At 61.1% G+C, this 13,853-nt stretch carries 13 protein-coding genes; 7 read left to right on the plus strand and 6 right to left on the minus strand.

Annotated features, from left to right (window positions below; translation table 11 throughout):
- The first annotated feature begins 31 nt into the window (after positions 1 to 31).
- The 7 genes from AC522E_RS18375 to AC522E_RS18405 all read left to right on the plus strand — a co-directional run bounded on the left by AC522E_RS18375 (position 32) and on the right by AC522E_RS18405 (position 6,712).
- On the plus strand, positions 32 to 1,879 hold the full coding sequence (locus AC522E_RS18375) for an ABC transporter permease (protein ID WP_500747671.1): 1,848 nt from the start codon (positions 32 to 34) through the stop codon (positions 1,877 to 1,879).
- Positions 1,876 to 2,649: an ABC transporter ATP-binding protein gene (locus tag AC522E_RS18380; RefSeq protein ID WP_500747672.1), complete on the plus strand. Its 774-nt coding sequence runs from the start codon at positions 1,876 to 1,878 to the stop codon at positions 2,647 to 2,649. Before AC522E_RS18375 ends, AC522E_RS18380 begins: the two co-directional genes overlap by 4 nt.
- Positions 2,646 to 3,359 carry an ABC transporter ATP-binding protein gene (locus AC522E_RS18385; RefSeq protein ID WP_500747673.1) on the plus strand — a complete coding sequence of 238 codons (714 nt, stop codon included), beginning with the start codon at positions 2,646 to 2,648 and terminating at the stop codon, positions 3,357 to 3,359. Before AC522E_RS18380 ends, AC522E_RS18385 begins: the two co-directional genes overlap by 4 nt.
- Before the next feature lie 173 nt (positions 3,360 to 3,532).
- Positions 3,533 to 3,847 carry a 2Fe-2S iron-sulfur cluster-binding protein gene (locus tag AC522E_RS18390; protein WP_500747674.1) on the plus strand — a complete coding sequence of 105 codons (315 nt, stop codon included), beginning with the start codon at positions 3,533 to 3,535 and terminating at the stop codon, positions 3,845 to 3,847.
- 80 nt (positions 3,848 to 3,927) lie between these two features.
- Entirely contained in the window at positions 3,928 to 4,974 is a 1,047-nt protein-coding gene (locus tag AC522E_RS18395) for an NAD(P)/FAD-dependent oxidoreductase (protein ID WP_500747675.1), read from the plus strand.
- Positions 4,975 to 5,039: 65 nt separating this feature from the next.
- A complete protein-coding gene (locus AC522E_RS18400; RefSeq protein ID WP_500747676.1) occupies positions 5,040 to 6,278 on the plus strand; it encodes an allantoate amidohydrolase in 1,239 nt (412 codons plus the stop codon).
- A complete protein-coding gene (locus AC522E_RS18405; RefSeq protein ID WP_500747677.1) occupies positions 6,275 to 6,712 on the plus strand; it encodes a GNAT family N-acetyltransferase in 438 nt (145 codons plus the stop codon). Before AC522E_RS18400 ends, AC522E_RS18405 begins: the two co-directional genes overlap by 4 nt.
- Here AC522E_RS18405 and AC522E_RS18410 read toward each other — a convergent pair.
- From AC522E_RS18410 to ugpB, 6 genes are all read right to left on the minus strand, one after another.
- A complete protein-coding gene (locus AC522E_RS18410) occupies positions 6,709 to 7,227 on the minus strand; it encodes a GNAT family N-acetyltransferase (protein ID WP_500747678.1) in 519 nt (172 codons plus the stop codon). The two genes, AC522E_RS18405 and AC522E_RS18410, sit on opposite strands and share 4 nt — an antisense overlap.
- 430 nt (positions 7,228 to 7,657) lie before the next feature.
- Positions 7,658 to 9,289 carry an HAL/PAL/TAL family ammonia-lyase gene (locus AC522E_RS18415; protein ID WP_500747679.1) on the minus strand — a complete coding sequence of 544 codons (1,632 nt, stop codon included), beginning with the start codon at positions 9,287 to 9,289 and terminating at the stop codon, positions 7,658 to 7,660.
- A gap of 135 nt (positions 9,290 to 9,424) precedes the next feature.
- Positions 9,425 to 10,501 (minus strand): sn-glycerol-3-phosphate import ATP-binding protein UgpC, encoded by a 1,077-nt coding sequence (locus tag AC522E_RS18420; protein WP_500747680.1) that lies wholly within the window; start codon positions 10,499 to 10,501, stop codon positions 9,425 to 9,427.
- A gap of 110 nt (positions 10,502 to 10,611) precedes the next feature.
- On the minus strand, positions 10,612 to 11,460 hold the full coding sequence (ugpE, locus tag AC522E_RS18425; protein WP_500747681.1) for a sn-glycerol-3-phosphate ABC transporter permease UgpE: 849 nt from the start codon (positions 11,458 to 11,460) through the stop codon (positions 10,612 to 10,614).
- Positions 11,460 to 12,341 carry a sn-glycerol-3-phosphate ABC transporter permease UgpA gene (gene ugpA / locus AC522E_RS18430; protein WP_500747682.1) on the minus strand — a complete coding sequence of 294 codons (882 nt, stop codon included), beginning with the start codon at positions 12,339 to 12,341 and terminating at the stop codon, positions 11,460 to 11,462. Before ugpA ends, ugpE begins: the two co-directional genes overlap by 1 nt.
- A 119-nt stretch (positions 12,342 to 12,460) precedes the next feature.
- On the minus strand, positions 12,461 to 13,771 hold the full coding sequence (gene ugpB, locus AC522E_RS18435) for a sn-glycerol-3-phosphate ABC transporter substrate-binding protein UgpB (RefSeq protein ID WP_500747683.1): 1,311 nt from the start codon (positions 13,769 to 13,771) through the stop codon (positions 12,461 to 12,463).
- Between the last annotated feature and the right edge of the window lie 82 nt (positions 13,772 to 13,853).

Genomic DNA, 13,853 nt, shown 5'->3' on the forward strand with positions numbered 1-13,853 from the left:
TAGCCCTCTCCTCGAGGAGTGGGGCATCTCGATGGACCTGACATTTCTCGCCATTCAGGCGCTGAACGGACTTGCCAGCGCCTCATCGCTCTTTATCACCGCCTGCGGCCTCACCCTCGTCTTCGGGGTGACGCGCATCGTGAACTTTGCACATGGCTCTCTCTACATGGTCGGAGCCTATACGGCGGCGACACTCGTGCCGCGGCTGCTCGAACTCTCCTACGGACCTGTCTCGTTCTGGGCGGGCATTGTGATCGCGGCTCTTGCTATCGGCCTGATCGGCATCGTGCTCGAAGTCCTTCTTCTACGCCGCATCTACCAGGCGCCGGAGCTCTTTCAACTCCTTGCCACCTTCGGCGTCGTCCTGGTGTTCCAGGATCTCGTGGTCCAGGTCTTCGGCCCGCAGGACATTCTCGGTCCGCGTGCACCCGGCCTGCGTCAACCGGTCGAGATTCTCGGCCATCGTTTTCCGTCTTACGAGCTTGCGCTCATCGGTGCCGGCCTGGCAGTCCTGGGCGCCATCTGGCTACTCTTGCGCAGGACCCGTTTCGGGATTCTCGTCCGTGCGGCGACGCAGGATCGGGAAATGGTCGCGGCGCTGGGAGTGAACCAGGCGCTCCTGTTCACGGGCACATTGTTTCTGGGCGCCTTCCTCGCAGGCCTCGGCGGTGCGCTGCAGATCCCTCGTGTGGCAGCGAATACGGGAATGGATCTGTCCGTGATTGCCGAATGCTTCGTGGTCACGGTGGTCGGCGGCATGGGCAGCGTGCCCGGCGCCTTTCTTGCCGCGCTCATCATCGGGCAACTGCAGGCTTTCGGCATCCTCATCTTTCCCAAGAGTACGCTCGTCGTTGTGTTTCTTCTCATGGCCGTCGTGCTCGCTGTGAGGCCTTATGGATTCTTCGGGCGTCCCGAGACGATCGTTGGGCCCCATGCGATCGGCATCGCAAGCCGCATACCCTCTCGTCACAATTCCATCATCGCAATCGCGATTCTTGTCCTTCTGGCCGGTCTTCCGCTTGTAGCGGATTCATACCTCCTGAAAGTCGCGACAGAGATCCTTATCTTCGCCCTCTTCGCCTTCAGTCTGCAGCTGCTAATCGGAGTCGGCGGCCTCGTCAGTTTCGGTCATGCCGCCTTTTTCGGGCTGGGAGCCTACGGGGCGGGGCTTGCCGTCAGGTGGCTGGGAGCGCCGATGGAGGCCGCGTTGCCTGTCGGCCTGCTTCTTGCGGCCTGTGGTGGGGCACTGATTGGAGCCTTCGTCGTCCGCCTTTCCGGAATTTACCTTGCCATGATGACGCTTGCGGCCGCGCAGATTCTGTACGCGGTCGCCTTTCAATGGGTTGACGTCACCGGCGGCGACAATGGCATCGTCGGGATCTGGCCCTCCCCCTGGGCTGGGGGGCGCACGGCCTATTATCTTTTGACTCTCGCCGTCACGGCGGCAGCCCTACTCCTGCTTACCCGCGTGATCGATGCCCCTTTCGGCTATGCCTTGCGCGCAGCGCGAGATTCGCAGCCCCGCGCGGAGTCCATCGGCCTCCACATCCGCCGACATCGCTGGATGGCGTTCATCATCGCTGGCGCAAGCGCCGGATTGGCTGGCGGCCTCTATGCATTTTCGCGCGGTTCCGTCGATCCGAGCCTGCTGGGTATTTCGACCTCAGTCGATGCACTTACCATGCTGCTGCTCGGCGGCATCGAGACGCTTGCAGGCCCTTCGGTGGGCGCCGCAGTCCTCCATGCCCTCAGGGATCAGATCATGCCACTGACCCCCTTCTGGCGCCTGCTTCTTGGCCTGAGCATCATCACCATGGTTCTGGTGTTTCCGCGCGGGCTCGTTGGCACCGTTGAAGGTTGGCGCGAGGAACGTTCATGACACTGCTCGACGTTCAGGGCTTGACCAAATCGTTCGGTGCCGTCGCTGCAGCGCGAGATGTGACCTTCACGGTCCAGCGAGGAGAAATGGTCGCCCTCATCGGGCCGAACGGGGCGGGCAAGTCGACGGTATTCAACATGATCGGTGGTCAGCTGCGCGCCGACAAAGGGCGGATTTTGCTCGATGGCGCCGTCATCACGGATGCCTCGCCACAGGTGCGGTTTCGGAAGGGCATTGGCCGCACATTTCAGGTGGCACAGGCATTTCCCTCCATGACTGTTGTCGAGAATGTGCAGATAGCGCTGATCAGTCTGCATCACGAAAGCCGAGCCCTCTGGTCCCCTGCGCGGCAGCACCATCGGGACGAGGCTATGGCGCTCCTGGCCCAGGTTGGCATGGAAGGCGTCGCCGCGCGATCCTGCGCGGAACTCGCCTATGGAGACGTGAAGCGGGTGGAACTCGCCGTGGCCCTCGCAGGAAATCCGAAGCTCATCCTCATGGACGAGCCGACGGCCGGAATGGCGCCCGCGGAGCGCTCGGCGCTCATGGAACTGACCAGCTCGATCGCACGGACGCGCCAGATCGGAATCCTTTTCACCGAGCATGACATGGATGTGGTTTTTGGCCATGCGGACCGCGTGCTCGTACTTCTGCGGGGCGAGGTCATCACGGTTGGCACACCCGAGGTCATCCGACAGGATGCGCGAGTCCGGGAGGCCTATCTCGGGGACGCTCACGTCCTTCGGCCACTCGTGGTGGGACCGTCATGAGTGCACCGCTCCTGGACGTGGTGGGGCTGACGGCGACCTATGGCCGTGCCCAGGTTCTGTTCGGCCTGTCGCTCCAGCTTCATCCTGGTGAGATTATGGCTTTGATCGGCCGCAATGGCGCAGGCAAGACCACGACCCTGAAGGCCATCCTTGGGCTCGTTCCCGCGCGGGCAGAGCGTCTCGACTTCAGGGGTCGCTCTCTGGCTGGTCTTCCCACCTACAAGATCGCTCGCCTTGGGCTCGGCTATGTGCCGGAAGAGAGGCGGATCTTTACCGACCTGACAATCGACGAGAATCTCGAGGTGGGCCGCCAGGCCGGACGGGCCGGCCGTTCGCCCTGGACACCGGAGCGGCTTTTCAGACTTTTCCCGAACCTGGCTGCGATGCGGGGTCGGCGAGGCCACGAAATGTCTGGCGGAGAGCAGCAGATGCTCTCGATCGCCCGCACCCTCATGGGCAATCCTGTTGCCATCCTTCTCGACGAGCCTTCGGAGGGCATCGCGCCGGTTTTGGTTCAGGCCCTGGCGGAGGCGGTGCGCGCTATGAAGGACGAAGGCGTAGCCATTCTCCTATCCGAACAGAACTGGACCTTCGCGGCAGCGGTCTCCGACAGGGCCTGCGTCATCGAGCGGGGTGAGATGCGATTTCAGGGGTCGATGGCTGACTTTCTCGGCAATGAGGCCTTGAGGACGCAGACCCTGGGTGTTTGAGGCCGGAAAGCTTCTCCGCGGGCGCCTTCCACCTGCCAATGCTTGAAGAAGGCAGGGATCGCGACGCACAAACGTTGACGGAACGGGCCAAAGGTCCGATATCGAGCCCGGCTGGTGCGGCTCCGCACCTTGCCCTCCGCCTGCCGAAATTTATCTGAGGAATTCCCCCTTCCATGGGCGTCATCCATGTGACCGACCGCTCCGGCCAGCGCCATACCCTCGAGGCCCTCGAGGGCTGGCGGGTGATGGAGATTATCCGGGACTGGGGCCTACCCATCGAAGGCCTATGCGGCGGCGCCTGCCAGTGCGCTACCTGCCATGTCTTCGTAGCGGACGAATGGCTTCCGAAACTGTATCCCCCGACGGAAGAGGAAGAGAATCAGCTCGACACGGTCGTCACGCAGCCTAATTCCCGCCTGTCGTGCCAGATTATCTGGACTCCCGAGCTCGACGGCCTTGAGGTTACCCTCGCTCCCACCGGGAGCTGATCCCACCAACCGGCCCAGCCTGCCGCATTGCCAAAGACGGGAGACCGTGCTTTTCGAAGGTCTCTCGAAGGAGCCTGTTCATGACTGACAATATCGAAACGGACGTCGTCATCATCGGTGCAGGGCCCGTGGGCCTTTTCGCTGTTTTCGAGCTCGGGCTCCTGGATATCAAATGCCATCTGATCGACATCCTGCCCAAGGTGGGCGGTCAATGTGCCGAGCTTTATCCCGAGAAGCCGATTTACGACATTCCTGGCTTCCCGATGGTGACGGGCCAGGGCCTCGTCGACAATCTGATGGCTCAGATCGACCCATTCCATCCCACCTTCCATCTCAATGAAATGGTGGAGAGCATCGAATCGATCGGAACTCCGGACGAGCCCCTGTTCCGGGTAAAGACCTCGGAGAACGAGACCACGTTTACCTGCAAGGCTATCGTGATCGCGGCCGGAGGTGGATCGTTCCAGCCCAAGAAGCCGCCAATCGACAATATCGAGGCCTTCGAGGGTACCGGCGTGTTCTATGCGGTGCGCCATATGGAAATGTTCCGCGACAAGCGGATCCTGATCGTCGGCGGAGGCGATTCCGCCCTCGATTGGACGGTCAATCTTCAACCACTCGCAAAGCGTCTCACTCTGCTTCATCGTCGCGACGCCTTCCGCGCCGCCCCCCATACGGTCGAGAAGATGCGTGCTCTCGTGGCCGCCGGGGACATGGACCTCCACCTCGGCCAAGTGACATCACTCAAGGGCAAGGCACCACCGGTGCTCGAAGGTGTCACGATCAAGAAGGACGATGGTTCGACCTTCGATATCGACTGCGACGTGATGCTGCCGTTCTTCGGGCTCACCATGAAGCTCGGCCCCGTCGCCGATTGGGGCTTGAACCTTCACGAAAACCTCATCCCGGTCGACACTGAAAAATTCGAAACCAATATTCCCGGCATCTTCGCCATCGGCGACATCAATACCTATCCGGGCAAGCTGAAGCTCATTCTTTCCGGCTTCCATGAGGGGGCTCTCGCCGCTCAGAGAGTGCATCACTACGTGTATCCCCATAAGAAGCTCCTGTTCCAATACACAACCTCGTCGACGAGTCTGCAGAAAAAGCTCGGTGTCGCAGCCTGACGCGGCCTACCGCTGGAGCAGCTTTCGCTTGCGGATAGCACGGGTTCCTGAAAGTCTTCTCCGTCATGACGAACCGCCTCGATCCGATCCTTGGTCGCCGAGCCCTGGCGATGCTCGACGAACTCGCGCGCTACAGCGACGAGCCCGGCCGCCTGACGCGCCTTTATCTCTCGCAGGCTCATCGCGCCGCGGCGCAAGCGACCCTCGGCCTCATGCGGAATGCCGGCCTCGACAGTTACATCGATGCACTCGGCTCCGTCATCGGCCGCATCGATGGCGCCAATCCTGACGCGCCCGCGCTGATCATCGGCTCCCACATTGATACCGTGATCGATGCAGGCCGCTATGACGGGACGCTCGGTGTCGTGCTCGGCATCGTCGCGGTCGAGGCCCTGCGGGATGCAGGCATCGTCCCCGCCTGCCCTATTGAAATCGTCGCTTTCGGCGACGAGGAGAATGCGCGCTTCCCGACCAATCTCTCGACCTCCTATGCGCTATCTGGCAACTACAACGCCGATTGGCTCGATGGAACCGATGAGAATGGCATCGCCCTGAGGGAAGCTCTGGCGCAGTTTGGCGGGGACCCGGAAGGGATCGCAATGATAACCCGGAACCCGGAGCGGTACCGCGGCTATCTCGAAGTCCATATTGAGCAGGGACCCCAGCTCGAAGCGGACGACCTGCCTGTCGGCCTCGTCTCCGCGATCAATGGAGTCTCGCGGGCCCGTGCGACAGTGATCGGAGAAGCAGGTCACGCAGGGACAGTTCCCATGCCCATGCGCCGTGATGCCCTCGCCGCTGCCGCAGAAATGATCGTCGCCGTGGAGCGGACAGGATCCATCCGGACGGACACGGTCGCGACGGTGGGGGTCACGAAGGTTCAACCCGGTGCGATCAATGTTATCCCGGCACGCGTCGATTTCACGATCGATGCGCGCTCGCCGAACGATATGGTGCGACGGGACATGGTCGCCGACATCCTTGCCGAATGTGAGAGCATCGCGACGAAACGCGGTGTCACATTCACCGTCGAGCCTTTCATGGATTCGCCTGCGACACCGATGGACAAGGCTCTGATGATGATGCTGGAGGGTTCTATCACGTCTCTCGGCATTGTTCCCCGGGTCTTGGCCTCCGGTGCCGGTCACGACGCGGTCGCGATGGCAGCGCTCTGCCCTGTCGCGATGCTGTTCGTGCGCTGCAAAGGTGGCATCAGTCACAACCCGGCGGAGTCGATCACTCTGGAAGATGCCGACATTGCTGCGCGCGTTCTCTTGGACACCGTCAAAAAGATCGCTTCGTGATCTATGACTTCGAATTGCTGGCCTCACCCGATCAGGCCATTTACGACCTGATCCGGGATCGGCTGCGTGAATTCAATCGCGAAGTTCTTGCTCCCGGCCTCCCAACCGGAGATCTCGCCGTCGTCATCCGCGAGCCGGGAAGCGAGACGATTCTGGGCGGCCTCTGGGCGCGCACCGGGCGCGGATGGCTTTCGATCGAACTGATTTTCGTGCCCGGGCGCCTGCGCGGGCGTGGCATCGGGCGCCGCCTGATCGAAATGGCGGAAGCAGAGGCACTTCGACGAGGTTGTCATTCCGCATGGCTCGACACGCTCAATCCCGACGCCGCAGCGCTTTACGAGCGACTGGGCTATGAACGCTTCGGCGAGTTGAAGGACTTTCCCATTGGGAACAGCCGCCTCTTCTTCCAGAAAAGACTGAGGAACGACGTCTAGCGCCTGTCCCAGTCCTCGGAGAGGATCGCCCAACGCTCATGATCGCGCCACTCCCCGCCGATCTTGAGATAGCGTGGCGAGTAGCCCTCCTGCCGGAAGCCGAGCCGTTTCACGAGTGTGCGAGATGGCTCGTTCCCCGGCTGGATATTGGCCTCCAGGCGATGGAGGCCCGTGATCTCGAAGGCATGCGACACCACCAGGGCGACCGCCTCGCGCATCAGGCCACGCCCCCGCCATCCGACCATGCCATAGTAACCGAGATAGGCACTCTGAAAGAGGCCCCGGACCATCTCGTTGATATTCACAACGCCGACGATCTGGCCGGTGTTACGCTCGCGCGCAATGAAGCCTTCCGACCGCACACCATCGCTGCGCGCCAAGTAGGCTTGAAAGCCCGCGGTATCGCGGCACGGATAAACCCACGGTTCATGCACATCGACACTTGCGAGATTTGCCGCAATGAGTTCGGTGCAATCAGCTGCGGCGACTCGCTTGATAATGACACGGGGCTGCATTCTCGAATGTCACCTTTTCTGGAACCTTGGCTTCTTCATTCCGTTATTGTCGGTCATTCTAACATATCGAAGGATCGGATTATGCGAGCCATTGTCCTCCCAGCATTTGCCGTAGCCCTTGGCATTGGGTTCTTTGTCGCTCCAGAAGCACAGGCTCGGTTTAACGGAGCCCAAGTCCAGGCTCCCTCTCTCGTGGAGGATGTCGCTTGCGTGACACGTCGGGTTCGCACCGTCCGTCCGAACGGCCGCGTCGTATATCGGACGATTCGCGAATGTGGAGTTAGGCCGGCTAGGCATTATCGCCGGGGACCGTGCCGGACGATCCGGGAGCGGGTCGTACGCCCGAACGGCAGCGTCGTGTATCGCACCGTTCAACGCTGCCGCTGAACCGCTTTTGGAAAAGGGCCCGTTTCCGGGCCCTTTTCGTTGTCTATTCCAAGACGCCGACTGCACTCTCGACGGCCTCGACCACGGCGCCTGAGCGCACGAGATCGAGAGCTTGGCGCATCTCCATCGCATACCAGCGATCGCCATCAAGCGCGGGCGGAACCACGGCACGGATCGCTTCCAGAGCGGCCGCCGATCCTTTGCCAAGGGCATAGTTATCGGCGAGCGGCGCTACGAGGCTGAGCGCCTGTGCCGCCATCAGCAACTCGCCTGCTACGATCTGCTCGACATTTTCAACGATGGTTCGCGCCTTTCGTCCACACCAGGTCGAGTTCGATACGTGATCTTCCGCATTGGATTTGCCGGGGATCGAATCGACGGAACCGGGTGTCGCAAGACCGCGATTCTCCATGACGAGTGCCGACATAGAGCATTGCACCGTGGCAAAGCCCGTATTGAGGCCCCGCTTGCCGGCCAGGAGATTCCGCGGAAGTCCATAGGACATGGTTGGGTCGATCAGGCGAGCAAGGCGACGCTCGGAGATCGACCCGAGATCTGCCATGGCGATCGCCAGCAGATCCATGGCCTGCGCCACATACTGGCCGTGGAAATGTCCACCCGAAATCGAAACATATCCGCCCTCGCCGTCATCGAAGATCAGCGGGTTGTCGGTGGCCGAGTTCACCTCCGTACCGATGATACGCTCGACATAGTCCACCGCCTCCACGGCCGGGCCATGGACCTGCGGCGTGCAACGCAGGGAATAGACGTCCTGGACACGGGGAGCCGCCGGCGTACCGGGCTGGCGCGCTTCGTCGGGGAAGACGACATCTCGGGCTGCCTGCGAGCATCGTTTCGTGCCCTCCAGAATTCGCAGGAGGTTGCGTGCGATCCGAGCCTGGCCGGGGTGTGGTCGCGCCCTGTGCACTCTTGGGTCGAAGGCTGCGAGCTCCCCGCGCATGGCCTCGAGTGAAAGGCACATGGCGATGTCCGCGTGCTTCAGGAGACGGCGGGCGTCGATCGTGGCGAGCGCGCCGAGGGCGAGCGATGCCGTCGATCCGTTGATGAGGGCCGAAGCGTCCTTGGCGCCAAGATCGAAATCAGGATCGAAGCCCGCCTTCGCAATGGCTTCGCGCGCGGGCATGCGCCGCCCCTTGTAGATCATCTCGGCTTCGGCGAAACCGCAGACAGCGCCCGCCATATGAGCCAGCGGCGCAAGATCACCCGAGGCACCGACTGACCCCTTTTGCGGGATGACGGGATGCAGCCCCGCATTCAGGAAGTCGATCAGTCGCTCCACGAGCTCGACCCGTGGGCCGGAATAGTTGGAGGCGAAGGCATTGGCGCGCAGCAGCATCATGGCCCGGGTCACGTCCTCCGGGAAAGGCTCTCCTACCCCCGTCGCGTGGGCATAGATGGACTTGCGCTGATAATCCGCCATGTCGGCGATCAGGACACGCTGATCCTTGAACAGCCCGACCCCCGTGTTGAACGCATACATGAGCGGCGCATCGTCATGCATCCAGTGACGGTCGATATAATCCCGGGTCACTGCAATGCGGTCCCGCGCGAGGGGATGGAGGGCGGCCTTCTCAAAGCGCCCTCTGCCGTCAGGGCGCGCCACGCGCGCCACATCTTTGATCCTGAGCTTGGCTCCGTCGACCTTGACCGTCATGCCGCGTCCTCGTGTTTCAACGAGGCATAAAGATGCCGCTCGCGAGGTGCAACAGCAATGGGCTCAAGCGGGCTCTTTCCGTCCGTCTGGTGGCCCGATCACGTGCGCGTCGAGCCTCCCGAACGACCGATACGCTCAAACGCGTCCGAGGCGCTTCGTGGTCTGCGCATCAAAGAGGTGAACGTTGGCCGGGTCGATGGACAGCGTCAGGAGACCGGCATCGGCGGGGATCTGACCAGTAGAGGCCTGCACCACGAATTCGGATCCGGCCACCTTGCCGTGGAAAAGCTGCGTCGCGCCGAGTTCCTCGACAAAATCGATATTCAGGGCCAGCGTGCTCGTGCCGGTTGTCCCGGCCTGCACGTCCTCCGGCCGCAATCCGACCTCGATGGGGGTGCCGGGGGTCAGCCCATCGCGCATATCGGTCACCGCGATCACCTGCCCACCCACTGAAACCCGGCCGGGCCCTTCGACCTTGCCCGGAAGTATGTTCATCGGCGGAGAGCCAATGAAGGTGGCTACGAAACGGGTTTCCGGGCGGCGGTAAACCTCGGACGGGGTGCCGACCTGTTCGATCTGCCCTCCGCTCATCACCACGAGCTTGTCGGACAAAGTCATCGCCTCGACCTGGTCGTGGGTCACATAGATTGACGTCACGCCGAGCGCGCGCTGGAGCCGCTTGATCTCCACGCGCATCTGAACGCGCAGCTTCGCGTCGAGGTTCGAGAGCGGCTCATCAAACAGAAAGACCTGCGGCTTGCGGACGATGGCGCGACCCATCGCGACGCGCTGGCGCTGGCCGCCGGAAAGCTGGCGCGGCTTGCGATCCAGGAACGACTCAATGGCGAGGATGCGGGCAGCTTCCTTCACACGCTTCTCGATCTCGGGTTTGGGTGTGCCGCGGTTCTTCAGGCCATAGGCCATGTTGTCGTAAACGCTCATATGCGGATAGAGCGCATAGTTCTGAAACACCATGGCAATATCCCTGTCCGAGGGCTCGATCTCATTCACGACGCGCTCGCCGATCTTGACGGTGCCGCCGGAGATCGTCTCGAGACCGGCAATCATGCGCAGCAGTGTAGACTTGCCGCAGCCAGATGGGCCAACCAGGACGCAGAACGATCCGTCCTCGATGCCGAGCGAAACGCCCTTCACGGCCTCGACATTGCCTGCATAGATCTTCCGCACCGTATCGAGCGTTACGCCTGCCATCGTCTCAATCCTTCAAATCGACCCGTGCTGCTCATCGAGACACGAAAGGTCGTTTCCGTCTGAATTCGTTCGAACTCCCCGTCTCCGGGGAAGCGACGCCTGAATGCGCGTCACTTTTCCGTTTCGACCAGCCCTTTCACGAAGAGGCGCTGCATGAACACAACCACAAGGACGGGCGGTACCATCGCGAGCACGGCAGTGGTCATGGCGATCTGCCATTCGGTAAGGGCGTCCTGAGTCGTGATCATCTTCTTGATGCCGATAACGATAGTCTGCATCGAGCTCTTGGTGGTGATCAGCAACGGCCAGAGATACTGGTTCCAGCCATAGATGAACTGGATCACGAACAAAGCCGCGATCGTCGTAATCGACAGAGGAAGAAGGGTATCCTTGAAAAAGCGGAACGGACCGGCACCATCGATCTTGGAGGCTTCCAGAAGCTCGTCTGGAACCGTCATGAAGAATTGCCTGAACAGAAGCGTGCCCGTAGCGGATGCGATCAGCGGGAGAATGAGGCCCGTATAGGTGTCAAGCAGGCCAAGATCGGCAACGATCTTGTAGGTCGGATAGATGCGGACCTCCACGGGCAGCATCAAGGTGATGAAGATCACCCAGAAAGCCGTCTTGCGGAGCGGAAAGCGGAAATACACGACCGCGAAGGCGGACAGGATCGAGATCAGAATCTTCCCGATCGCGATGCCCATGGCCATGATGAACGAATTCGTCATCATCAACCCGACCGGCTCACGGGAGGTCCGGGACGCTCCGACGAAAAGCGTCCGGGAATAGTTCTCGATCGCCTGATCGCCCGGGACGAGCGGCATATTGCCATTGATGATCGTCGCGGCATCGAAGGTGGAGGCCAGGATGGCCAGATAGACCGGGAATGCAACGATGACGACGCCGATGGTCAGGACGAAAAAGGCAAGGATGTTTCTGTAGCGTCTATTCTCGACCATCAGTACTGCACCTTACGCTCAACATATCGGAATTGAACGGCGGTGAGCGCGATCACGATGATCATGAGGATCACGGATTGCGCGGCCGAGCCGCCGAGATCGCCGCCGAGACGGCCGTCCGCATAAACCTTGTAGACGAGCGTCGTCGTCTGGCCCGCCGGACCACCACCTGTTACGGCATCGATGATGCCGAAGGTATCGAAGAAGACATAGACGATGTTGACGACGATGAGGAAGAACGTCGTCGGCGACAACAGCGGGAAAATAATGGTCCAGAACCGCCGGATGGGCCCCGACCCGTCGATTGCAGCGGCCTCGATCACGCTCTTCGGGATGGCCTGCAGGCCGGCGAGGAAGAACAGGAAGTTGTAGCTGATCTGCTTCCAGGTTGCGGACAGGATCAACAGGATCATGGCATGCTTCGCGTTGAGCATGGGATTCCAGTCGATCCCGATCGCCTTGATGGGACGTGACAGCGTGCCCAGGGTGGGATGGAACATGAAGATCCACAGGACGCCAGCGATGACCGGAGCGACCGCGTAGGGCCAGATGAGCAGGGTCTTGAATCCCTCGCCGCCGCGCAGCTGCTTGTCGGCCTGCGTCGCGAGAAGCAGTGAGCAGGCAAGAGACAGAAACGCGACAGAGGACGAGAATACGACCGTCGTGACCATCGCCCTGTAATATTCGGGCTGTTGGAACAGATGCCGGTAGTTTTCAAAGCCGACGAACTCGCTCGAAAGCCCGAACGCATCCTCGAGCAGGAACGATTGCCAGACGGCCTGGGATGCAGGCAGGTAGAAGAAAATGATCGTGATCGCCAGCTGCGGAACGAGCAACGCATAAGGCAGGATCTTATTGGAGAAGAATGCTCTTTTTTCCATCGTGCTCGGGCATCCGGTGGCGGCGAACAGGGATATTTCCTGAGCCGCAGGCTCAACTCATAAGATCATCCCGGGCGACCAGGGGCCGCCCGGGATGAGATGGATTTCAAACGAAAACCTTAGCGGCTGACGGTCCGCTCGAACTGGCGGAGCAGCTGGTTGCCGCGGGCGACCGCCGCATCGAGTGCGTCCTTGGCGGACTTCTGTCCGGCCAGAGCAGCCTCGATCTCCTCAGACCAGACGTCACGCATCTGAACCATGTTGCCGAGACGCAGACCGCGCGAGTTCTCGGTCGGCTCCTTGGTCGTCAGCTCGATGAGGGGGGTCTGAAGGACCGGGTTCTTCTCGTAGAAGCCGGAAGCCTTGGTCTTCTCGTAGGCTGCCTTGGTGATCGGGAGATAGCCCGATTCCTGGTGCAGCTTGGCCTGACGGTCAGTATCGGACAGGAAGGCGAGGAACTTGGCGACGCCCTTGTATTCCGCATCCGACTTGCCGCCCATGACCCAGAGCGAAGCGCCGCCGATGATGGAGTTCTGAGGAGCATCCTTTACGTCAGGATAATAGGGCATCGGCACCGACGTGAAGTCGAACTTGGCATTCGCCTTCACATTGCCGTAGAAGCCCGACGAGGTCAGCATGATGGCGCATTCGCCGGAAGTGAAGCGGCCCTCGGAGCGGCTGTCGCGGCCCGAATAGTCGTAGGTCTTATCCTTCTGCAGGTCGATCAGGTTCTGCAGATGCTTCACATGCAGGGGCGAGTTGAACTTCAGCTCGGTATCGAAGCCGTCGAGGCCGTTGGCCTTGGTGGCGAGCGGCACGTTGTGCCAGGCCGAGAACTGCTCGATCATCGCCCAGGTCGTCCAGGCGGAGGTGAAGCCGCAGGTGTTGTGACCGGCAGCCTTCAGCTTCTTGCCGGCTTCGAAAACTTCAGGCCAGGTCTTCGGAATCTCGGTGACGCCAGCTTTTTTCAATTCGTCCTTGTTGATCCACATGACCATCGAGGAGGAATTGAACGGGAAGGATAGCATCTCGCCCTTGGCGGTCGAGTAATAGCCTGTGATCGTCGGCAGATAGGCCTTGGGATCGAACTTCTCGCCCGCGTCGGCCATGAGCTGGTAGACCGGCTTGATGGCGCCCTTGGCGCCCATCATGGTGGCGGTGCCGACCTCGAAGACCTGCAGGATGTGGGGAGCGTTGCCGGCGCGGAAAGCGGCGATGCCGGCGTTCATCGTGTCGGCGTACTGGCCCTTGTAGCTAACGACGACCTTGTAGTCCTTCTGCGAGTTGTTGAACTCTTCTGCGAGGCGGTTCACCACGTCGTTGTTGGCGCCCGTCATGGCATGCCACCACTGGATTTCCGTCTGCGCGAAGGCCGAGGTGCTCGTCGCAAGGCCGATAGCCAGTGCGGCGAGGAAGGATTTATGCTTCATAACCGGTCTCTCCCTTATCATCCCACCAGGGACGTTTTGGTCGTTCATCACCCCAACGCAAAGGTGGGATGACGGCTTTATG

The organism is Microvirga sp. BF8, assembly GCF_059888585.1.